The following is a 22,880-nucleotide window of genomic DNA, read 5'->3' on the forward strand; positions in this document are numbered from 1 at the left end:
TACACTACCGCATTTTGTTCTGTCTGGAAACCCAAAACGTTTTTTTAATGAATTAATTTACTTTCACGCGCTTTTTTTGTTAATTTTGCACTCGTTTTACTAAGAGGCTTGTGAAGAAAAATGCCAACGAGCAGCACGCCAAGCCAAATGCAAAGTAGAACCGTAACGTCTTTTCTTACAATATCCGCTAACATGCCTCCCACAACTTCTCTCATCATGCTTATTGCGTAGGTAAATGGTAAAAACGGATTGAGTGCTTGAAAAAAAGCAGGCACGACTTGAATCGGAAATGTACCGCCTGCAGCGGAAAGCTGAAGCACAAGCAAAACAATCGCCATCGCTTTTCCTGCATTGCCAAATATCGCTACAAGCGTATAGACAATTGTCATAAACACGAAGCTGCACAGCAAGCCTAAAAAGATAAAAGGCACTTTGTCTACGACGTACGTTTTGATTAAAAATAAATCGCCTAGCGTCACAATAAAAGCTTGCACAAGAGCAATAGACAAAAACGTTAAAAGTCTTCCAAGATAGACTTCATAGCTTTTGAACCGCTCTTCATCCGCTACTTCTACGCTTAAAATTGAAACTAACAGCAAAGCCCCGACCCACAAGCAAAGCGTTGTATAAAACGGTGACATAGCCGACCCGTAGTTCGGAATAGGATAAAGTCTTTCTTCTTTTAAAAGAACCGGCTTAGCAAAAAAATCACTTTCTTTTTGCACATCGTTTTTTAACAAATTAATAATATCTTCAATGTTTTCTTTTCGCTGAAATTCACGTATTTTATCCGCTATATTGTGCACGTTTTGTTCAATTCGCGGAAAGTCTTTTGTTATTTTCGCAAGCTCCTGCTGTCCGAGCAAAATGCCACTCGCTGTTTTAGACAGCACGTTCGAAACATCCGGCATACTTTTATTGGCTTCATCAAGCAGTGCGTTTGCGCTTGCTGTTTTATCTTTCGCTTCTTTGATAGCTTGTTCAATAGCCGGCACAATCGTAGAAGAATACGAATTCGTTAACGTATTTAATTTAGAAACGGCTTGGTCGGTGCGAGAACTGAATTTCTCAAGCACACTTGGATCTGGTGCATCTCCATTTTTTGTTTGCTGCTGCAAGTCGTTTACATCCGACAGCTGCTGCTGTAAAAGCGTATGTACACTTTTTATTTGATTAATAACCGGTGAAAGAACGTTCCCTTGAGACACCGCATTTAAATCCGTAAGAAGCGTAAGGATCTCTCCTGTGTCAGCAACTTGTTTTGTTAACTGCACTTTTAGCTGTTCCGCTGCTGCGCTGACTTCAGCCGGGGCTATATCTTTTTCCATCAGCTGATTCTTCAATTCTTGAACTCCGAGAGCTCGTTGTTGAACACGGTGCAGCGTTTCGCTGATCGTTGGCTCAGCGTTTTTTAACACTTCATCGCTTTTAGTTAAAAAAGTGTTTAGCTGCTGAGTCATCTGTGCGCCGTCAGCTGTTAATCTCTCTACTTCAGGAAGAGCGGCCTGAGCTTTCGATACAATAGCTCCAGCTTTTTGAGTGGTGTCATTCGCTTCATTAATCACTTTTTTGATTTCAGGAAGACGATTTTCAAGTTCAAAAATTCGTTGTTCAACTTGTTGAATGGTAGGTAAATCCCGCTGCAGGGTAATACCTAGTTCGTTAAAAACAGAAAAAATGGCTCCATTCGCTGTTTTGACGAATTTTTCACTAATCTGTTGTGTTAAGCTGCTGGCTCCTTTGCTTGTAATTTTAGGCGCTACGGCGTTTATTTTTTCGTTTACTTTGTAAATAATGACCGGCTTTTCCAAACGATCTTGAAGAACGGTACCAAGCTTTTGTGAAAAATCTTTTGGAATAACAATACTTGCATAATAGTCTCCGTGCTTTACTCCGTGATCAGCTTTTTCTTTGGAGACAAACGTCCATCCAAGCGTTTTATTTTTCTTTAACGTTGCAATAATATCTTTTCCCACGTTTACGTGCTGCCCTCTTATCGTAGAACCTTCGTCTTCGCTCGTTACTGCAATGGCAATACCTTCAGTCCGCCCGTATGGATCCCAAGATGCTTTTATATTAAACCATGCGTAAAAAGACGGCAGAATCATAAGCGTCAGCACAATGATAATCATCGCCCAATTGGTAAAAATCCTTTTTAAGTCACGCGTATAAATATAAACAGTATTTTTCATATGTCCCACCCAGTTTTATTATTACAAGTTAGCTTATCCATGTTCGAAGAAACATATTTCTGATACTATAGAAAAAGTTAGATATGGTTTTAGTAGAAAGGATGATGAACATGACAGAAAGACTTTATTATAGCAATCCCTACATAAAAACGTGGGAAACAGAAGTGACAGAGACGCGCGCTCTTTCAACTGGCTACGCATTAACGTTAAAACAAACCGTTTTTTATCCAGAAGGCGGCGGACAGCCTTCTGACTACGGTACTATTGCCGGAATCGACGTAAAAGATGTTTACGAAGAAAATGGAGAAGTCTATCATCTCGTTGATACACTGCCTGCACAAACGAACGTCACGTGTGAAATTGATTGGCACCGCCGCTTTGATCATATGCAGCAGCATAGCGGACAGCACTTACTTTCGGCTCTATTAATCGATACATATGATATTCACACCGTTAGCTTTCACTTAGGAAGCGAAGCAGTCTCTATCGATTTAAATGTACCTCAGTTATCTCATGAGCAGCTATTACACATTGAAAAAGTTGTAAACAATGCTATTTACAGCAACCGCCCCATTAAAACGTACGAAGTGAAAAAGGAAGACTTACATACTCTTGCGCTTCGCAAAGTGCCCGAGCTAGAAGACGAAGTGGTACGCATCGTAGAAATTGAAGGCATTGATGTTTCTGCCTGCTGCGGTACTCATGTGAACCAAATTGGAGAGCTTGGCCTTATTAAACTTACGAAAACGGAAAAGCAGCGCGGCAATACACGCCTCTTTTTTAAATGCGGTATGCGTGCATTAGCTGATTATCAGCAGTCTCAAGAAATCGTAGCAGAACTTAGCAACAAATTCAGTACAAGCCGTGAATTAGTTATAGAACGCATTAAAAAATTGGAGACTGAACAAAAAGAGCTGCAAAAACAACTAGAAGAATTAAAAAATGAAAATGCAGCTTTTTTAGCAAGTGAATTAGAAGCCAAAAAAGAAGGATCATTTCTGTACCATCACTTTGAAAATCGCACACTAAAAGATGTGCAAGCTTTGACAAAGCAGCTTCTTCAAACGCCTGATACAACGCTTCTTTTTGCTTTTTCAAGTGATCAAAAAGTCTTACTGGCTCACAGCGGCAGTGAGGTAAAATGCGGAGAGCTTTATAAAGAGCTGCTTCCGCTTTACGATGGAAAAGGCGGCGGTGGACCAAAACAAGCTCAAGCCAGCTTTTCATCTTCTGAAAATATGAACGCATTTCTTAGCGCAGTAAAAGAAAAAATAACTGGAGCATAACAAAAAGCCTGTCTTTAAAAAGACAGGCTTTTTCAACACAATCAGCTTACTAAATAGCCAATTAATAACCCAATTGATAAAGTAAATCCAAAAAACGTATTTGTTTGAGCAGTTGCTTTCATTGCAATAAGCTCTCCGCGTACAAATGCTTGTACGGCTTGAATTGGCTTAGGTGCACTAAGAAACACTAAGAAAATCCAAGGGCTAATATCGAAAAATACAACTAATGCAACGGTCCAAATATACGCAATGCCAAACAAAGCAGCTAAAAATCTAATTGCATTTTTAGAACCTAATAAAATAGCTAGCGTACGTCGTCCGCCTTTTGTATCTTCTTCTATATCACGAATGTTGTTAGACAAATTAATCGCGCCTACTAAAATCGCAATAGGGAGTGATACAAAGATGCTTTCAGACGTTACGGTATTCGTTTGAATAAAAAATGAAATCAACACGAACATCGCGCCCATGCACAGACCTGAAAATAACTCTCCAAACGGCGTATACGCAATCGGAAGCGGTCCGCCTGTATACAAATAACCAATCGCCATACCTACTAATCCAACTAAAGCAAGCCACCAGCTGCTGTTTGCACATATATATACGCCTAAAATAAGAGCAATTCCATAAGAAATCAGTGCTAAATTTAATACCGTTTTCGGCTTCATTCCGTGTCTGACGATGGCTCCTCCGATTCCTACGGAGTCTTCTGTGTCTAACCCGCGTTTAAAATCATAGTACTCGTTAAATAAGTTCGTCGCAATTTGAATCCACAAACATGAAAAAAGCATCGCTAGGAACATCCAAACGTTCACATGGCCATAAAACATAGCTAGAACTGTTCCAATCAAAACGGGTACAAACGATGCCGTTAACGTATGAGGACGGGTTAATTGCCACAAAATTTTCCCTTTACTGTACTGCTCGACTGCAGCTTTGTTTTCTTTGTTATGACTTGTCATCATCCTCTTCCCTTCTATTACGAACCGTATCTCTATTTAAAAGTGCTGCTTTTAACATAATGAATGATAGCAAACTTACTCTAAGACAATACACGTCCGCCCAACAAAAAAATCACGGAATCCTTTAAAATATAAGTTCCATCTTATATCATAATAATTTATTGCTCTTTTTACAAGATGACCGCTTATACATTTCCGGCTTTTTTCTACAAAAATCTGCTTTGACACGGAAATTCATAGGAAAAAGATACAAAACCTTTATGAAAAATGAGATTGAGACATAACTACATCAATGCCATCTAAAGAAGCACAAATGGGATACACGAGCTGAACAGCTTGTGACCCCGCAGCTGATTTCCGTGCAAGACGTCGCTTTCCGCGGGCGGCCGCTGAGCCTCCTCGTCGCTTACGCTCCTGCGGGGTCTCACCTGTTCCGCTTCTCCCGCAGTAGTCTTTGCCTTGCCCTCCAATCAACTGCTAGAAGGAACGAAACACATGAAAGCTACCTTCACAATAAAAAAAGCCGAACGAATTGGATTCTCAATCGAGAATCGAACTCGGTCGGATCTTCCTTTAACTAACATACGTTCATACAAGCCTCTTTTTTTATCACTACATCTTAGTAATTAAAATCGTCGTCCCCATGTCTTCTGCGGAACCTTTTATGAAAACACGAATCGCATATCGCATGATCATGATTCCAAGGAAGGTCTTTAGAACAAGCACTGCACGTTCTTTTAAATTTTTTCATATCTTTTCTTAATACGTTATGGATTTTATCTGTAAGCTCTTCTCGGACACGCTCCCAGTAAATAGCTTCCGGTCTTCTATCCATTCGATATAAAAATAAAAGATGCAGGCCAATCGCCTTATAAGACAGCTCTAATTTTTCCAGTGAACCTTCTATTATCCTTGGTTCAGGTAACTCTTCTCTGTTAACAATTGCATTCATGCTAGCCACCCACTGCTTTTTCAAAGAGCTTTCTTTTGCTGAAAACGGCAGCTGCAAGTAGCCGTATAAATCAACAATTGGCATTTTCGCCTCAATCAGCGTGTCTTTCACTTCCTCATAAAGCTCACGTTCTTGTGCCAAGTTTGATTTTTGTGTACCTTTTGGATTTTTAAATTTAGCCCACATGTCAAAAAACGTTCCGAGGTCATGATGATATTCTTTAAATCTTCTTAGCATATCTGAAGTAGGCGCAATTGAAAATTTGCTAATTTGCTCGTCTGCTGAAAATAACAGTTCTCTCATTTGCTTTGCATCTTTAGCGAATGCAACTTCTCCCACATTATAGAGACCCTTTCTTCCAGCACGACCTGCAATTTGCTTTAACTCTTGAGAAGTCAGCAACCTCCGTTTTTGCCCATCAAATTTCATGTTTTCTAAAAGAACAATTCGTCTAATTGGAAGATTTAACCCCATTCCGATCGCATCTGTAGACACAATGACAGTTGTTTCTCTATTAATGAACTGCTCAATTTGTTTTCTTCTTGTTTCAGGCGGCATACTTCCATAAATCACGCTCACTTTGTGACCATCTTTTTCTAGCTTAGCTGCTGTCTGGAGCACCTTTTTACGCGAGAAAACAATTAAAGCATCTGCGGGTTTCACTTGTTCAATTTTGAAATTTCGAAGATCTACTTTTAAAGGTATATCTCTTTCGTACTCATGAATTTCTGAGATTACACCGTCTAACATCTCTTCTAACATACTTCGAATGCTTAAACTTCCGATCACATGAACTTGTTTGGCATTAGCTCGGGTGATGGCTTTATACCATGAAAACCCCCGATCTCGGTCTTGAATCATCTGTGCTTCATCAATTACGGTTACATCGCCATGTTCTAATTCACTAAACATTTCTACGGTGCCGGCCATGTGCTGAGCATCTTCAACAACCTTTTCTTCTTCACCTGTTTTTAACGAACAAGCAACTCCGTCTTTGTTCAGCTTTTCAAAGACTTCTAAAGCTAACAGGCGAAGCGGCGCTAAGTAGCTACCCGAAGCAGCTTTCTTTAAGGACTTTAATGCTGTATACGTTTTTCCTGTGTTTGTATCACCGAGATGAAGAATGTATTCCGTTTCTTTTCTTGGATCCATTTCGTATTCTGCACCAAAAATATAATTTAACTGTCGCTGTTCTTCTTCAATCAGCTTGTTCTTTTCTTCACGTTCACGTTCTTGTTGTAATCGTCTTTCTTCCAGCTGCTGTGTGTATCTCTCTTGATGTTCTTCGATTGTTAAATTGTGATCTGAAACTTCCAGTACATCGGAAAGCTTTTCTTCTACAAGCATTCTTTTATATTCATAGACCAAATCCGATAAATCACTTCTGAGTGCTTTTATAATATCCATTCGTGTTACCGAATCATTTGTATAAGATTTATACTCTTCTTTAAATGAAGCAGGAAGGTCATCCATAATCATAGTTGGAATGATTTCATAAATTTTATCGGTGATAAATACCTCGTATACATCTTCATACGTTTCAAACAAGATAACCGTTGAATATCTGTCTAATTCTGAGCTTACGTTCCCGGTGAGCTCTTGAAAAAAGTCATGAACCGTTTCATAATCATGACGTGTTAAATCACCGTTTTCTATTAATTCATCTTCAAGCTCAGTATGCGGCGCATAGTTCTCAATATACTTTGAGTTTGTTTCAATGTCTTTTGATAGCTGATGTGAAAGCTGTTCTCTTATATGTAGGTAATACAGCTCTTTGTTTACTTCCAAAATAGGAGCTGCTTCTAAATTTAACTGTAATTGATATCTGGCTTTTCGATCATTAATACTTTGCTGTCTTTCTTTCTCTTTTCTTTCTTCTTCTTTTTTGGCAAATTCAACTCTTGCTTCTCCGTATAGAGATAGCCACTCTGCTTTATTGCCCTTTCCGTACTGCTTTTCTAACCAAGAAAAAGCATCAAATTCTATACCTTTTCTCGTTTCTTTAGCAAATAACTTATCGATAGCTTGAGGTTTATATCCTTTTATCTCAAAGCCTCTTTCTGTTAAATACGATCTTCTGTTTTTCTTAGATACAGAAGAAACAGCTATTTTTCTCCACGCAGTCCCCCAGGCTTTTTTAATAAAAGAGTGCCTGTCTGTTAAATACGTCTCTAAATCCGGACATTCTTCTTGTTCACCTAATACGCTTTTTATATCCTGTAGCAATGTATGCTTAGTTTTTTCAATGGCCCTGCCTTGAATAGCCTCTAATTCGAGCATAAAATTCTCCTTTGGAAAGTTTTCCTACATTTATTATAGAAAAGACCCCTTATAGAATCAAATACATTGTTACCACTTTATTTGAAGCTGGATTAAGAACTTCTCTTCCCCATGCTTTTGCTTATTTCTCACCTATTTTCAAGACAAAAAGCTCCTTTAAACAGGAGCTTTTAATATATTTTAGATAATTCAGTCTTTTTAAAATATCTATCAAGCATTTTTGTCGATTCCCTTTGAGTAAGTGATGGAGAGCTGTGAAAGCTTGGTGAACGATACGTGTAAAACACCTGTAAATAAAAAAGCTAAGATTGTTGCTCCTGTGGCTAGCGGGTGAACGTACGTAAAATAATAGGCAAATATAGCCCCCACTACGTATGATAGATACACATGAAGGTTAAATCCTTTTGTATACCAATATATTTTATTTTCCTTATCTAAAATAGCTGAAATGTCATAGTGTTTTCGGCCAATGATATAGTAATCAACAAGAACAATCGCAATAATAGGAATAAATAAGACGCCGATCATAAGCAAAAAGCTTTGAAAATTTGTCATTAACCACTCTTTTAATAAAGAACCTAGGACTGTGACAACTCCCATCGTTAGTGCCGGTATCCAAAAGCGCTGCTTTGGAAAAATAGACAAATAAGACATTGTTGCGCTATATAGTACCATTACGTTGGTTGACAACACCGATAAAAAAATGACGATGGCTGCTACTAATCCCAACAGCGGACTATATGCGCCAATTAAATTTACTGGGTCATACGTTTGCGTCATATTTCCGAGAATTGAAAAGCCGGAAACCGTTGCGCCTAATCCCATCCCAATCAAAGTCGCAACGTTATAGCCTAAATACGTTCCCGCAATGCCCGTTTTTTCAGATTTACAGTTTCGATTATAATCGCAAACAATAGGAATCCATGTAAAAGCTGTAGCTACTACAATATCAAAAGCTAACATTCCTGTAATACCAGGATTTTCGCTTGCTTTCATTTGAATTAATTTTGCTGCATCAAATTCGATAAACAAATAGCTAAACACAACGGTTGCTAAAATGACCATAAGCGTAGCTACTAATTTTTCCGTTGCTTCAATGCCTTTGTGTCCGTATATAGAAATAGCTACTACTAGTACTTGAGTAAGAATTGTAAATAGATTGATATTGCTGTAACCGGTCAAAAAGGTGACGGCATGATTTAAACTTAGCCCTGCCATGTAGGCTTGAATCCATGCCCATCCTATTAATGTAATAAGATTAACAGCAGCAGGAAGCATAGCTCCTCTTTGCCCAAAAGCAGGTCTCATCAAAACCATGGTTGGAAGACCGGTTCGAGTTCCAATATTCCCCATCAGCACGAGCGGCATAGCACCAACTAAAGAGCCAAGCACAATCACAAATAATGCCTTTAAAAAGGTCATATCGGGTACAAACAGCATTCCGGTAAAAACGGTCGTTACTACCACGTTGGCTCCTATCCACATGGAAAATGTAGAGAAGAAGCCCATACTTCTTTTATTCATTGCAATCGGCTGCACATCATCATGGGCGAGACCACTTTTTGTTGTCATTTCCTTTCCACCTTTCACTTTTATTGATACCAATTGGCTCGAGCTAGCTTGGAATTTGTATTCACATGTTTTATTTCAGTAAAAGCAGCTAATCCTGATGGGCCTAACTCCCGGCCAATGCCGCTTTCTTTAAAACCGCCCCACGCCGTTTCAATATGAGGCGTATGGTAGCCGTTGATCCAAATCGTTCCCGCTTGAAGATGTTCAGCAACTCGCTCTGCTTTCATTAAATCATTCGTTAAAACCCCTGCAGCTAAACCAAATCTCGTGCCGTTGGCAAGTGCTATGGCTTCTTCTTCACTTGAAAAAGATTGAACGGTAATGACGGGACCAAATATTTCTTCTTGGACGATTTTCATATGCTGCTCCACGTCAACGAGCACCGCTGGCGTTATATAGTTTCCACCTTCGCAGTCAATTAACGTTCCTCCTGTTAATAAATTCGCACCTTCTTCTTGACCTAGCTTAATAAAACTCTGTATTTTATTCAGATGCTCCTTGCTAATAACCGGACCCATCTCCGTTTCTTCTCTTAACGGATTACCAATTTTTATAGCAGCAACAGCCTCCGTAAGAGCAGAAAGAAACGAGTTATAAATAGATTCGTGTACGAGTATACGCGATGAAGCTACACACACTTGTCCTTGGTTAAAAAATGAGCCAAACATTGTCCAGTCTACTGCAATATCAATTTCGCTATCTTCAAAAATAAGAAGCGGAGATTTCCCTCCCAGTTCAAGTGAAACTCTTTTCATCTCTTTTGCACACTGCTGATAAATACGTTTGCCTGTTTCTGATCCTCCTGTAAAAGAGACTTTGGCTACGTCATTGTGTTCAACAAGGGCACTTCCCACTTCACCGTCTCCTGTAAGTAAATTAAACACGCCTTCTGGTATACCAGCTTTTTTATATAGTGAAGCTAACTTTAAAAAAGAAAGCGGCGTTAATTCTGACGGCTTAAACACCACCGTATTTCCAGCTGCTAATGCAGGAGCCAGCTTCCACATGCCAAGCAGCAAAGGAAAATTCCAAGGAACGATTAGCGCGCATACGCCAATAGGTTCTTGAATGATTTTACTGCTTGTGTCGTCGAACATGTTCTTTGTCCACGGCTGATTTTCTTCTATTAAATGTGCGTAATATCTTAAACAATTAATTGTATCTTCGATATCTAACTGCGCTTCTTTTATCGGTTTGCCAGTATTTAATGTTTCTGTTTCAGCGAATATACTCGCTTCTTTTTCTAATAAGTCTGCTAGTTTCGTAAGCACCTCTACACGCAGTGATTTATTTTTCTTCCATTCACTTTGTTCAAAAGCCTGTTTTGCTTTACCTACCGCTTCCTCTACTTGTTGAAGCGACGAATCAAACACTTCCGCTATAATCTTATTGGTCGCTGGGTTGATTATTTCTCTTTTACATGGTTTTGCTTGTTTCTTATCTATTTTTACATTTACTTGCCCGTTCATAGTCAAACACCCCTCATAGAGAACTCTTATATAAAAATGGGAAGATACTAGTACCTTCCCACTTTTACCGTCTTGCTTATATTCAGTCGCGTGCTTTCACTAACAGCGCTTCTTCTTCTTTTGCTTTTTTTCTTAACGCAATAAGGGTAATAAATTCATAGACGATATTAGCGGCCGCCGCTGCTGTAATTTGGCCATGATCATAAGCTGGCAGTACTTCTACTAAATCAAAACCGACAAAATCAATATTTGTTAAGCCTCGAACGAATTGAAGCGCATCGTCAATACTTGCACCTGAGACTTCAGGCGTTCCTGTTCCCGGCGCGTAAACTGGATCTAAAAAGTCAATGTCAAACGATAAAAATACGGGTCCTTCCCCTACACGCTCATGAATAATGTCTAGCATTCTTTCAACGCCAAGCTTTTTATATTCATTTGTCGTATACAGAGCTAGACCTAAGTTCTTTGCATCTTCTAAATCTTCAATGCCGTACAGACCGCCTCGCATACCAATTTGAATCGAGCGCGACACGTCGATTAACCCTTCTTCAATTGCTCGTCTGAATACCGTACCGTGATTGTATTTTTGTTCAAAATAACTATCCCACGTATCCGAATGAGCATCAAACTGGATAAGTGCTACCGGTCCGTGCTTTTTCGCGATGGCACGAAGTTCACCAAGGGTCATCGAATGATCACCCCCCAGTGAGATAGGAATAATTCCTTCATTCACAACCGGTGCTAGCCCTTCTTCAATTTTTTTATACGTTTCTAAAATATACCCGGGAACCACTGATAAATCGCCGTAGTCCACGCCTGAGATGTAATCAAAAATATTAATCTTTTGTTCTGGGTTATACGGACGAAGCAAAATGGAGAAATCTCGAATAGCTTCCGGCCCAAAACGTGCTCCTGTTCGAAAAGATTGACCTGAATCAAATGGAATACCTGTGATAATAAAATCCATCTCTGAATTTACTTGTTCTACATACGGAAGTCTCATAAACGTTCGAGGTCCACAAAAACGCGGAGATTCAAATGAATTTTTCGGCTGATATTTTGGCATAATTTATTCCTCCTAGTGGGTTTCATTCATTAGCGCCGCATCATTATTTTAAATACTGACGCTTTTTATTTAGATACTTTTTATTAATGCAAAATGCATGCCAATTTTTATCGCCTTATTCCGCGCAATTATGGACGATTTTTAATTCATAATAGAATCAAAACAAAAAAACTGATTCAGTATTGAATCAGCTAATTCATTTTGAATTAAAATTTCATTATTTTATATTGTACTTTCGTAAACGTCTTACGACCGTAGGCTGACTGATTCCTAGTGCATTTGCCATTTCATACGTTGTTTGACACTGACGATGAGCGCGAATTAGCCAGTTTTTCTCTACTTCTGCAAGTGCTTGCTGAAGCGTCATTCCTTGAGAGGTTAACGTGTCCAGAGGCTCCCATTCTTCTTTTTCACTGATGCTATTTTCTGAATAAAACGGGAGGTCTTGAGGCGAGATGCTGTTTTCATCCGTTGTTAACACAAGGCGTTCAACTGTATTTTCAAGTTCGCGCACATTTCCGGGCCACGGATGTTCAAGAAGCAGATTTAATGCTTCTGCGTGAAAAAATCTCTTCATGCTATATTTTTCATTTTGTTTATGTAACACGTGATAAAGCAGTGCCGCGATGTCTTCTTTTCGCTCGCGAAGCGGCGGAATGGTAATCGGAATAACGTGTAAACGATAAAACAAATCTTCACGAAACGTTCCTTTTTTGACCATTTTTTCAAGCGGCTGATTTGTGGCTACAATCAGCCTGAAGTTTACGTGTTTGGCTCGTTCACTTCCAATTTTGGTGACTGTTTTTTCTTGTAGCACTTTTAACAGCTTCACTTGCATATCAAGAGGCAGCTCTCCTATTTCATCTAAAAAAAGCGTACCGTTATGAGCTAATTCAAACTTTCCTATTTTCCCTTTTGTACTGGCACCTGTAAAAGAGCCTGCTTCGTATCCAAACATTTCAGATTCAAACAAACTAGCTGGAATGGCTCCGCAATTGATTTCAATAAACGGCTCTTCTTTTCGTTCACTTCCATAGTGTAAAGCGCGGGCAAAAGCCGTTTTACCAACACCCGATTCACCTAGCAGCACAACAGTTGCATCGCTGTCTGCCACACGATTAATAATCGACCATACCTTTTTCATCGATTCACTTCGTATGACCATATCATTCGACTGCTGTTCACGAAGCTCTTCCACTTCTAGCTGATATGTTTTCATTTTCACTTCGAGCTGCTGATAATCTTCTTTTAAGCGCTGAAGCTCTGTTAAATCATGCGAAAAGCTGATGACTCTTTTCATACACTGATGTTCATCATACACGGGAATACCGGTTGCCATTACAACTTTGCCCGTTTCTGTTTGTTGCATCAGCTGTACTTCTTTCTTTTTCTTTAGCACTTCAATCGTAACGGAAGGTGAAAATATCCCGCGTTTTTGCAGTTCGTATACGGTTTGTCCGACCAACTCTGACACATCGTATCCATATATATCACGGCAGTTTTGACTTGCTCGTAAAATACACCCTTTTTCATCAGTGATCACGATATTGTCGTGAGAAGCATGCAAAATAGCTTCAAGCTCTCGTTCAATCATCTCCATTCAGTCCTCCTTTTTATGCAATCTGATTTTTCTAACATTTACACCTATTATTTTATCAGTAAACTCGCTTACTCAACACAAAAAGCTCCTTTAATAGGAGCTTTTTGTTCAAGATATCTGCTTCATTTTTTGTTTAAACAGTGCTACTTTTATCATAAAATAAGTGATGTTTTCAGGTAATTCTTCTTTGATTGGTTTTAATTTTTCATCGCCTACTGACGAAGCAGCTTGTAAAATAAGCTGTTCGTCTTCATCCGAAAGAAAAGGTGACCAGTCGATTTCTTTTTCTTCTTCCGCGCATTTAAACAAATGGTTTTCAATGGTAATGCGGCTCAGTTCACGTTCTTCAGCAATTTCATCTAACGATTTTCCTTGCTGAAATAGCTCATACGTCATTAAGTGAGATCCTTCTTTTGATGAAGCTCTTGCTTTTTTCGGAGCAGGCGCTGAAACTTCTCGCTTTCGATCTGGATGTTCTTCACAAAACTGTTTGATTTCAGTCGTGAATCGTTCTCCGTATCGCTCTTGTTTTTGTTCTCCCACTCCTTTTACAGTGGCGAACTGTTCAAGAGTTACCGGAAGTTTTGAACACATATCATGAAGAGTGTCGTCTGAGAAAATAACAAAAGGAGGCACGCCGGCTTCGTCTGCTAGCTGCTTTCGAACGGAGCGCAAATGAGCAAACAGCTCGTCATCTTGGACAATTTGCTTCACTTCCATTTGTTCTTTTCTCATTACTTTTTCCGTACCAAGAAGCACGCCTTTTCCTTTGGCCGCTACGGATAAAGTAGGAAATGACCCTTGTCCTACTAAAATAAACTGCTCTGAAATCAAATACTCGATAAAATCGCTCACTTCTTTAGCCGACCGGTCGCTCATGACGCCGTACGTTTTCAGTTTATCGAAACCAAAATCAACTACTTTTTTATTTCGAGAACCCGTTAACACTTGAGCAATCATCATTTTACCGAAACGTTCGCCCATACGAATCATACAAGATAACACTTTTTGCGTATCGACCGTTACGTCTATTTCCACGCGATCATCCGTACAGTTGCTGCAGCGGCCGCACTCATGCGCTTCACTTTCTCCAAAATAATGAAGAATATACGCCTGCAAGCATCCTTCTGTATGACAGTAGTTCACCATACTTTGCAGCTTTTCAAGATCTTGAATCTGCTTTTTAGGATTCGACGTTGACTGTTCAATCAAAAAGCGCTGCACGCGAATATCTTGAGGTGAATAAAGCACGATACACTCACTTGGAAGTCCGTCACGACCAGCACGTCCTGCTTCTTGATAATAGCTTTCCATATTTTTCGGAAGCTGATAGTGAAGAACAAAGCGAATATTGGATTTATCGATCCCCATCCCAAACGCAGACGTGGCTATCATTACCTGAACATCATCTTGAAGAAAGCGGTTCTGCTCTTCATCACGGCTGTTTGCGTTCATACCAGCATGATATTTTGACACGTTAACTCCTGATTTTTGCAATCTAGCGTGAAGTTCTTCAACATCTTTACGCGTAGCGGCATAAATGATGCCTGCTTCTTGGTCATTTTTACGGATATACTGGTCGATATAGCTGATTCGATCCTGACCTTTCACAACCGCAAACGATAAATTTTCACGTTCAAAACCAGTCATCACTGTGTACTCTTCGTTAATATGAAGAGCTCGGCAAATATCTTCACGCACTTGAGGCGTAGCAGTAGCCGTCAGCCCCATCACAATCGGCGCATTAGACAGCTTGCTGATTAGTTCATTGATACGCAAATAACTCGGTCTGAAATCATGCCCCCACTGTGAAATACAGTGCGCTTCATCTACCGCTACGAGCGGGATAGGAAGCATTTGAAGCTGCTCTAAAAACTGCGGAGACTCCAGTCGTTCCGGCGCTACATAAAGTAGCTTATATTCCCCGAGCGCTACTTCTTCTAAGCGCTGCTGTACCTCTGTGTGCGTCAGCGAGCTGTTAATATACGTAGCCGGGATACCAGCTGCGTTCAGCGTATCCACTTGGTCTTTCATCAGAGAAATCAACGGAGAAATCACCAGTGTCGTACCTTCTAATAACAATGAAGGAATCTGATAACAAAGCGATTTCCCTCCTCCTGTCGGCATAATACAAGCGGTATTGTGCCCTTCTAAAACATAACGAATCGACTCTTCCTGTCCTTTTCGAAACGAATCATAGCCAAAATAGGACTGTAAATGTGTTAAAGCCTGTTCAAACTGCAAAATAGCGTCCTCCTTTAAAATAAGTAGAAATAGTAGTTGAGGGATTCATTAGAAGAAATTAAGACGTAGAGTTTTATTTTATCAAATCTTGGGGGAAGTTGCACAGAATTCGTTGATTTAAGGATATAGCAAAAATGATAAGCGAAAAGCCATCAATTTATAACTCTCTTTCCTATCACAAACAATCTTTTTATGTATGTCAGGACTCCTTTCCTAAAAATCTTTCCCCATTCCATTCTTTTTTCCTGTATACTTAAGAATAGGAAAGAGGTGCTTATCACGAGACATCCTGTAGAAACGATTTATTATTTAGAAAATCCACAGCGTAATATCTCAACATATGCTTCCACAACTCAGTTAACGGTTGAGTCTGTTGTGAAAGATGTGTTTGGTGTTGCTTGCGTAGCAGATATTAAAATTATGCTTCAATATAATAAAGAATTCCGCAAAAGTATTAGTCAATTACACAATGCGATGGACGATGATCTTACGTTAGAAATGGTTTTTCGAGTTGCTTCAAAAGAAGATTTGCTTCGATTTAAAAAACGTTTACTTGAAAGTAGTTTAGATGACGCAGAAACGTCAATAGACTGTCCATTCAGCGCAACCATTCAATTACAAGATGGTCGATATACATGGAACGAGTCTACTTCTGTTTATGAAAAACAAAAAGAACGTCTTTCATCTTAAATTTCTCTATTTTTATGTATGCAAAAAGCCTGGATCTTAGCTGTTTAAGATCTAGGCTTTTTGCAGTTTGTACTGTACCTTAAAAGGTCAAAAAAAAAAGATGCAGGAAAAAGGCTGGCTAAAGCCTTCTTCTGCTTATTGTCCGCCAGATTCTCCTCAAAGATAACCGCGCTGTTTCCTCTTCTCCTATGTTAGACTTTTTAACTCAATTTTATGAAATAGGTTTTATCTCTTCCAATAACGTGTATACACAAAGCAAGAGGACAAGTTATTTAAACTTCTCTTCATTACTCAACGTATTCGAGAAAGTTGTCTATCATACAAGGAGGTTTTTTGAAATGGTAAATGTAAAAGTAGTTGAAAATGGCGTACAGGCAAAAGATACAATCGAACAATTTTTGCGTGAAGGATTTACAAAAGACGAAGTTTATTTACTTGCACACCATCAAGATCGCTCCGAGGATTTAACAGCTGCAACAAACACAAGCACTATCGGTCTTTCTGAACAAGGTGTATTTGATTCAATTGCGAATGTGTTTCGCTCTCGAGGAGACGAGCTTCGCGCCAAAATGCGTTCATTAGGATTATCACAGCCTGAAGCTGAACGCTATGAAGAAGAATTAGATCACGGCAAAGTAATCGTGGTTGCATCAAAAGTTGCTTAATCTAAAAGCCCTACAGCAGGGCTTTTTTATTTTTGTCTTCTGCCCTTTTTCCCCTTTCATTAAAGAAGTCATCCCTACATATGATTATGAAGATAAGAGTTACTGCGAGGAGTGATATATTTGATTATAGGAATTGAGTACACAAAGCGTGTAAAAGACGGATTGGTCGTTAAAAATATTCCTTACAAGATACACGATAAACCTTGTGATGAAGGCTGCTGTAAAAATGATAAAACGATAGGCGTCAGAGACAAATTAAGGGTTAATTGGCTGTTAAATGTTTTTATGCCTAGCAAAAATATAACGGTATTTGATTATAAATATTGGTCAGAAGAACTAACTTCGTTATGGAGAGAGTATCGGAGAAAAACTGTATAATACTCAAGATAAAAAATCTCCTTGATGAGCAAGGAGATTTTTTTCTATTGACTTTATCTTCTAGCACCAACCTATTTATTAAGCATTTCAACAATTTTTATACCTTTAGATGTTTGTACCATCACTATTATAAATTGCTGAATGGGATGCTTTTTCTTCCACTCATCATAATCAATTTTATATGTAACATTTCTTAGCTGTGTTTATCCTTTTCTGCTGAAGGTAATAATGAAAATGCATAAACTATATAAAGGGTGAAAAGTTATGATTAACGTCATTGAGACACTAATTGATTATATAAAAAACTCTTCTACAGATGATACGCCTCCTCGCCCACATATCGGTGAGACTATGGGGTGTTGGCTGTATTTCACTGCTTTAGCAGAAGAAATACCTGCCTTAGAAACTTGTCTTAATACAACAACTAACAGTGAACTGCTTAAGCTTGCTCAAGACTCAAAAAACCTGGCTGAATCTCAGATTGATACACTCAAAAAATTAATGATTAAAGAAGGAATTCCCCTTCCTGAAATACCGGCTACCAAACCGAAATCTGACCCTAACAGTATTCCATTAGGAGCAAAAGCCACGGATTCTGAAATCGCTAACTTAATATCTATAAAAATTGCCTCTAATATCGTCATGTGCAGCACGAATATGGGACAATCTATTAGAACCGATATTGGATTAATGTGGTTGAAATTCCACACTGAAAAGGTCATATTAGGATCAAAAATAAAAATTCTAATGCAGCAAAAAGGATGGCTCAAAATTCCGCCTTATTATTATCCACCTGGAGCCCCTCATAACTCTAATTGAAGTGTTCTTAGGTAAAACAGCATAGATAACCTTACATCCAACACATTTAACGAGGTGCTTAAACATGGATTTCCCTACAATTCATACAAACTTTTGGGACGCAGTCATTGGCGTTCCTGTCGTATTAATCGTGACGCAGCTGATCAAATGGCTTTTTCATCCTAAAAAGCAATTTGTTCCGACTATCGCTTTAGCTGTCGGCGTGCTGTTTTCAGTATTGATCAGTCACCCTCATCATATTATTGCCGGATTGTTTATGGGATATTTTTATGGATACGCCGCAATTGGAAGCTATGCCGGTCTTAAAACAACGTGGAGAACGATTAGAAAAGATACGTCTCCTTATTCATCAGACTAAAAAACCAGCGAAGTATTCGCTGGTTTTTAGCTTTCACTACTTATTTCTTCTGCTCCTAGATCTTTGGCTAAGTGAACAACCGATTGATTGATTTTCCATACGTAATAGATGTTATGCAGCAGCTGCAGATGCTGTAAGTTTCTTGATTGAACGGACGTATCAAAATAATCTAAAGATTGTTCAATCTTTTGTCTTACATCTTCAAGCGTGTATACATACGTTCCTCTTTCTCCTCGTAATGCTTTTTCAAGCTGAGTGAAGTTGCTTGCCACTTTCTCTTCCACTTCCTTTACTACGCCATGAAATTCTGCTTCCTTATAAAAAGCTTCGTTTCTAGTAGAAGAAGCTACCAAATGCTTGGCGTAATAATTAATGGCGGTAAAAACGGTCAAAAATTGCTGAAGACGTGAACGGCCAACGAAACCTTTGATAATAGGATCGGAATCGACATGAAGCTGTTTTAGCTTTTTTTCTAATTCCATTCCTTTATCAGCTAAATTGGCAAATGCGTACTGCTTCGTAAAACGATGTAAATAGGTGTGAACAAATTCTTTTAAAGCCGCTACGTATTCTACTGAAGTGTCGGTTATTTTATCTCTTGTTCTTTTAGGAAACACAAGAGCAGATACGGCTAAACCAATTCCAACTCCTACGACCGTATCTAACACGCGAGCCAGTAATAAGCTCTCTGAAATTCCGCCAAGAAGCATGTCATACATAAAGGCCAGCATCATCGTAATCCAAAAACTCATAAACGAATACGTAATGGGAAAGAAATAAAAAGCCATAAACACACAGATAAAAAGCAGCGTTACTTCAAGTATTCCAGGGGAAACGTAGCTTGCAACAACAAAGCCGACAGCTGCTCCTAAAAGCGTGCCTACGCTTCGCTGCACGGCTTTTACAAACGTACTTCCTATCGTTTCTGTACCGAGAAGCACTAAATAGCCTGCTAAGAGCGCCCAATATTGGTGCGATGGAGATAAAAACGAACCAAATATTAAGGTCGCAACAGCAGTGATGACTGCTTGAATAGACTTTTTTGTAGATGGTTTTAATCCCTTTTCTTCATCATTATCCTCTTCGTCTTCTTGTTCTTCCGCTTCTTTTTGAGGCTGTTTTTCTTGCTTCACAATTGCTTGCTGCAGCTCATAGGCTTCATCAATCACGTGATTTGATATCGTTTCGATACGGCGGATTAAGTAAAGCCAGTCTTTATACCTTTTGTCTTGAGGTTCGAGTTCGCTTAATTTTTGGCGCAGCTCTTGCAAATGCTGAGCTGCATCTGTTAAGGAATGAGTAGGATTTTCATTTAATACCTCTGCTTCGCGAATCGATTCCACTAGCTTTAACAGCACCTGCTGAATATCAAAATGATTAAATGCTTTCAATTCACTGAGTTTTCGGATTGCCGGAGAATATGTCTGCAGCAGCATCACTGTATCAAATACATAAAGGCGCATTTGCTCAGCTGTTACGCCAGGCCATATGTCGTGAGGATCTGTATTTCCAAGCTCTTCTGATGCTACACGGGCATACTCCGCTAGTTTTTTAATATTGCGGTTGTATTGTTTAATTTGAGCCGGTTCAATCCTTTTCTTTTGAATTAACTCAATAATTAAATCAAGCACCAAATTCACTTGAATATGAAATGATTTCATTGAAGACCTTAGCACGTTGGCAGGCCGGTCTTTAAAGATGACAAAATTATAGATAAATGCACAGCAGGCTCCTACTACAACGCCAGCTAACAGCCACGGCAGCTGAGAAAATGTAACGTGTAAAATAGAAGCAAAATAAAACGACATAAAGGCTACCATCGACAGAGAGAAATAGCGAATACCAAATTTCTGTAAATAAAAAGACAAAAACACTAGCAGAACGAGAAAAACATTTTCTGCTTGTCCATATCGTGATAAAAACGAGCCAATTCCAAGAGAAACGGCGCTAGAAAGTGCTACTAATCCTGTTGTCACTTTTTTTGCTTTTGTTGTTTCATCATTTACAACCAATATACCCATCAGGCCGATTACGCCCGATAAAATAGCAGCGGTAATTTGAGAGCTTCCCGCTGCTTTTAATACAATCAGCATAATAACGACAGCTGTAATGACACTGATCGTAGCTTTAGAAGCTGTTTTGAACCTTTTTCGTCCAGGATCTGCAGCGACTAAGCGGCTAAACCAATATGAAAAAATAAAAACCCTCTCCTTTCGTGCTGTAAAGTTCTTTGTAGAAAGAGTAATATTATTACTTATATCCTTTTTAATTCTTTTCTATCGTATGTAAGTATGTTTTTCACTATAACATTGCAAACAGCTAAAGAGCTAAACAAATGCTTAAAAACACATCTGTTTTCTGTCAGATGTGTTTTTAAAAAATAATGGTTCATTACAGTGTAAGAGAAGAAATTTCCCACCCGTTTGTTAACGGATTTCTTTTTAAAGTAAAAACCATCGTTGTCTTGTGAGCCCCTTTATTTTCGTAATAAATAAGGCAATCTACGGAGATTTTCTCTTTTGTTTTATACTTTTTTGCATGAAATAAGTCCGTTTTATAATAAATGGTGGAGATACTATGCAGCTTTGCCCATAACTTATGCTCTTGCTTCACCCGCAAAACCGGCTGCATTAAGGCATCGTCATCTTGCTTTAATCCTGTTAAAAACATATTGACGACTTCTGCCGGCTCAGCTTTTAATGCATATTCATCAAGCTTTCCTCCTGCTTTTAATACCATTAACTGATGACCTGGATCTACATTTTGAGACTTGTGAGTCGTACTTCCTGCAAAATGAATGCAAAAATGACCGGGGAACCCATTGTCAAGCGCACCGGCTCCATGAGGCATTCCATTCATGGAAGCTGCAAGCATTTGGCCTTTAAATGGAATAAGAACAGCTCTTCGGTTCCAGCTCCATTTTCCATTATATAAGTGCTTCATTACTTTCGTATCTTGACGTGTAAGCGGCTGAACATCTGCGTGGTGAGAACCTGCTCTTCGCTGCACATAAAAGTAAAAACCGGTTTCTACATCGATCACTTTAAATTTTTGCCCCTTCGGCAGTAAGGTTTCTACACGTTTCCATTTTAATACTTTTCCTGTGTCGCTTACCGGAAAGTACGTAAGGTTTTCTTCTGCTTTCATCTTTTGGGGATGCACAAAAAAACTAATAAGCATAAAGACTAAAATCATTAATTTTATCATTGTCTACCCTCATTACCTTGTAGTTTCTCTATGTAATATGCGAAAGTACACATACAATTATAAATAGAAATTTTTACACGCTCGTCTCATGGAAAATAATACAAAAAAGAGCTTGTGAATCCTATACATTAAACGGTTCATTTTATTCATACTAACAGGTGAAAGCGAGGTATATGATATGAATTTCACTTGGATGGTTGGACTTTTAATGCTTATTCAACCTCTTTCTACACAAGACCACCTATCTATTACTCATGACGGTAAACCAATTGAACGGATTGAACGGGACAAAGTAGCAGTACCTCTTCTTCCTGTACCCATGGTTGATCATGATCGATACAATCTTCTTCTAAAAAAATTGGATAAAAAAACATATAGAGAGCCCATAAATGCCCGCATTGATAAAAGCGGACAAATTGTTCCTGAGCAAGCGGGTGTCAAACTATATCATAAAGATTTTGCCGAGAAATTTTATACTTATTTTTTTAACGGCGGTACGTCAACCTTAGAAATCCCGACGCTTCCTGTTTCTCCTCGCGTGGATAAGGAGCTGCTTGCAACGATTCGCATTAAGCAAATCGGTCATTATCATACGGTATTTAATCCTCATAATAAAAATCGTTCTCACAATATTTCTCTTGCGGCTGAATCACTAGACAGCAGCGTCATATTTCCTGGGGAAGTTTTCTCGTTTAATCAAACCGTTGGAAAAAGAACGGCAGCAAAAGGGTATATGCGTGCGCCAATCATTGTAAAAGGAGAGTATTCTGAAGGAGTTGGAGGAGGAATTTGCCAAGTTTCTTCTACTTTATTTAACGCCGTCGATAACGCTGGCGTCATGATTACGCAGCGCTACTCACACAGCCGCAGTGTTTCCTACGTACCTCCTGGGCGAGACGCTACCGTCAGCTGGTATGGACCTGACTTTCATTTTAAAAATACGTACAGTGATCCTTTGTTGATTCGAGCGCAGGTACACGGGGGAGTCGTAAGCGTGGCCGTGTACTCTACTGATGCGATTGAATATAAGCCTCGCCGCGTGCCTTGGGCTTCTAATGAACCCTTGCCAAAAGAGAAAAAACCTAAATCACATGTTCATAGTGACATTGCTGATTAAAACATAAAAAAGCAAGGAGTAAG

At 39.0% G+C, this 22,880-nt stretch carries 18 protein-coding genes; 7 read left to right on the forward strand and 11 right to left on the reverse strand.

Features of this window, described 5'->3' with window-relative positions; all coding sequences use genetic code 11:
• Window positions 1–44: 44 nt before the first annotated feature.
• Window positions 45–2,192 (reverse strand): YhgE/Pip domain-containing protein, encoded by a 2,148-nt coding sequence (locus AC1VNJ_RS14135; RefSeq protein ID WP_328173393.1) that lies wholly within the window; start codon window positions 2,190–2,192, stop codon window positions 45–47.
• Window positions 2,193–2,302: 110 nt separating this feature from the next.
• Between AC1VNJ_RS14135 and AC1VNJ_RS14140 the strand changes: the two genes are divergently transcribed.
• Window positions 2,303–3,478, forward strand: coding sequence for an alanyl-tRNA editing protein (locus tag AC1VNJ_RS14140; RefSeq protein WP_328173392.1), 1,176 nt, complete (start codon window positions 2,303–2,305; stop codon window positions 3,476–3,478).
• A 41-nt stretch (window positions 3,479–3,519) separates the two neighbouring features.
• On the opposite strand, the gene AC1VNJ_RS14145 is transcribed toward AC1VNJ_RS14140, so the two are convergent.
• The 8 genes from AC1VNJ_RS14145 to recQ all read right to left on the reverse strand — a co-directional run bounded on the left by AC1VNJ_RS14145 (window position 3,520) and on the right by recQ (window position 15,623).
• On the reverse strand, window positions 3,520–4,440 hold the full coding sequence (locus AC1VNJ_RS14145) for a 1,4-dihydroxy-2-naphthoate polyprenyltransferase (RefSeq protein WP_025752322.1): 921 nt from the start codon (window positions 4,438–4,440) through the stop codon (window positions 3,520–3,522).
• Between the two features lie 258 nt (window positions 4,441–4,698).
• A complete protein-coding gene (locus AC1VNJ_RS14150) occupies window positions 4,699–4,914 on the reverse strand; it encodes a hypothetical protein (protein WP_154988833.1) in 216 nt (71 codons plus the stop codon).
• Window positions 4,915–5,059: 145 nt separating this feature from the next.
• Complete coding sequence (locus tag AC1VNJ_RS14155; RefSeq protein WP_482640925.1) at window positions 5,060–7,672, reverse strand: helicase-related protein; 2,613 nt, start codon at window positions 7,670–7,672, stop codon at window positions 5,060–5,062.
• Between the two features lie 210 nt (window positions 7,673–7,882).
• A complete protein-coding gene (locus AC1VNJ_RS14160) occupies window positions 7,883–9,244 on the reverse strand; it encodes a purine-cytosine permease family protein (protein ID WP_482640926.1) in 1,362 nt (453 codons plus the stop codon).
• 20 nt (window positions 9,245–9,264) lie between these two features.
• Window positions 9,265–10,713 (reverse strand): aldehyde dehydrogenase family protein, encoded by a 1,449-nt coding sequence (locus AC1VNJ_RS14165; RefSeq protein WP_482640927.1) that lies wholly within the window; start codon window positions 10,711–10,713, stop codon window positions 9,265–9,267.
• Between the two features lie 82 nt (window positions 10,714–10,795).
• Window positions 10,796–11,779: an agmatinase gene (gene speB / locus AC1VNJ_RS14170; RefSeq protein ID WP_482640928.1), complete on the reverse strand. Its 984-nt coding sequence runs from the start codon at window positions 11,777–11,779 to the stop codon at window positions 10,796–10,798.
• A 217-nt stretch (window positions 11,780–11,996) separates the two neighbouring features.
• Window positions 11,997–13,379, reverse strand: coding sequence for a sigma-54 interaction domain-containing protein (locus AC1VNJ_RS14175; protein ID WP_482640929.1), 1,383 nt, complete (start codon window positions 13,377–13,379; stop codon window positions 11,997–11,999).
• Between the two features lie 108 nt (window positions 13,380–13,487).
• Complete coding sequence (recQ, locus tag AC1VNJ_RS14180; RefSeq protein ID WP_482640930.1) at window positions 13,488–15,623, reverse strand: DNA helicase RecQ; 2,136 nt, start codon at window positions 15,621–15,623, stop codon at window positions 13,488–13,490.
• Window positions 15,624–15,893: 270 nt separating this feature from the next.
• Here recQ and AC1VNJ_RS14185 point away from each other — a divergent pair, with 270 nt between their 5' ends.
• From AC1VNJ_RS14185 to AC1VNJ_RS14205, 5 genes are all read left to right on the forward strand, one after another.
• Window positions 15,894–16,313, forward strand: a complete 420-nt coding sequence (locus AC1VNJ_RS14185; protein ID WP_033578925.1) for a hypothetical protein — start codon at window positions 15,894–15,896, stop codon at window positions 16,311–16,313.
• Window positions 16,314–16,651: 338 nt separating this feature from the next.
• Window positions 16,652–16,978 carry a YflT domain-containing protein gene (locus AC1VNJ_RS14190; RefSeq protein WP_115653839.1) on the forward strand — a complete coding sequence of 109 codons (327 nt, stop codon included), beginning with the start codon at window positions 16,652–16,654 and terminating at the stop codon, window positions 16,976–16,978.
• 111 nt (window positions 16,979–17,089) lie between these two features.
• Entirely contained in the window at window positions 17,090–17,356 is a 267-nt protein-coding gene (locus AC1VNJ_RS14195; RefSeq protein WP_251440421.1) for a hypothetical protein, read from the forward strand.
• A 264-nt stretch (window positions 17,357–17,620) separates the two neighbouring features.
• Window positions 17,621–18,175 (forward strand): DUF3231 family protein, encoded by a 555-nt coding sequence (locus AC1VNJ_RS14200; protein ID WP_165636002.1) that lies wholly within the window; start codon window positions 17,621–17,623, stop codon window positions 18,173–18,175.
• Between the two features lie 64 nt (window positions 18,176–18,239).
• Window positions 18,240–18,533 carry a hypothetical protein gene (locus tag AC1VNJ_RS14205; RefSeq protein WP_028413425.1) on the forward strand — a complete coding sequence of 98 codons (294 nt, stop codon included), beginning with the start codon at window positions 18,240–18,242 and terminating at the stop codon, window positions 18,531–18,533.
• 26 nt (window positions 18,534–18,559) lie between these two features.
• On the opposite strand, the gene AC1VNJ_RS14210 is transcribed toward AC1VNJ_RS14205, so the two are convergent.
• Window positions 18,560–20,626 (reverse strand): FUSC family protein, encoded by a 2,067-nt coding sequence (locus AC1VNJ_RS14210; RefSeq protein WP_328173385.1) that lies wholly within the window; start codon window positions 20,624–20,626, stop codon window positions 18,560–18,562.
• A 298-nt stretch (window positions 20,627–20,924) separates the two neighbouring features.
• Window positions 20,925–21,740, reverse strand: coding sequence for a hypothetical protein (locus AC1VNJ_RS14215; protein ID WP_033578922.1), 816 nt, complete (start codon window positions 21,738–21,740; stop codon window positions 20,925–20,927).
• Window positions 21,741–21,918: 178 nt separating this feature from the next.
• Here AC1VNJ_RS14215 and AC1VNJ_RS14220 point away from each other — a divergent pair, with 178 nt between their 5' ends.
• Window positions 21,919–22,857 (forward strand): VanW family protein, encoded by a 939-nt coding sequence (locus tag AC1VNJ_RS14220; RefSeq protein WP_482640931.1) that lies wholly within the window; start codon window positions 21,919–21,921, stop codon window positions 22,855–22,857.
• Window positions 22,858–22,880 lie beyond the last annotated feature (23 nt).

The sequence above is a fragment of the Priestia sp. 3CA3 genome, from assembly GCF_056836725.1.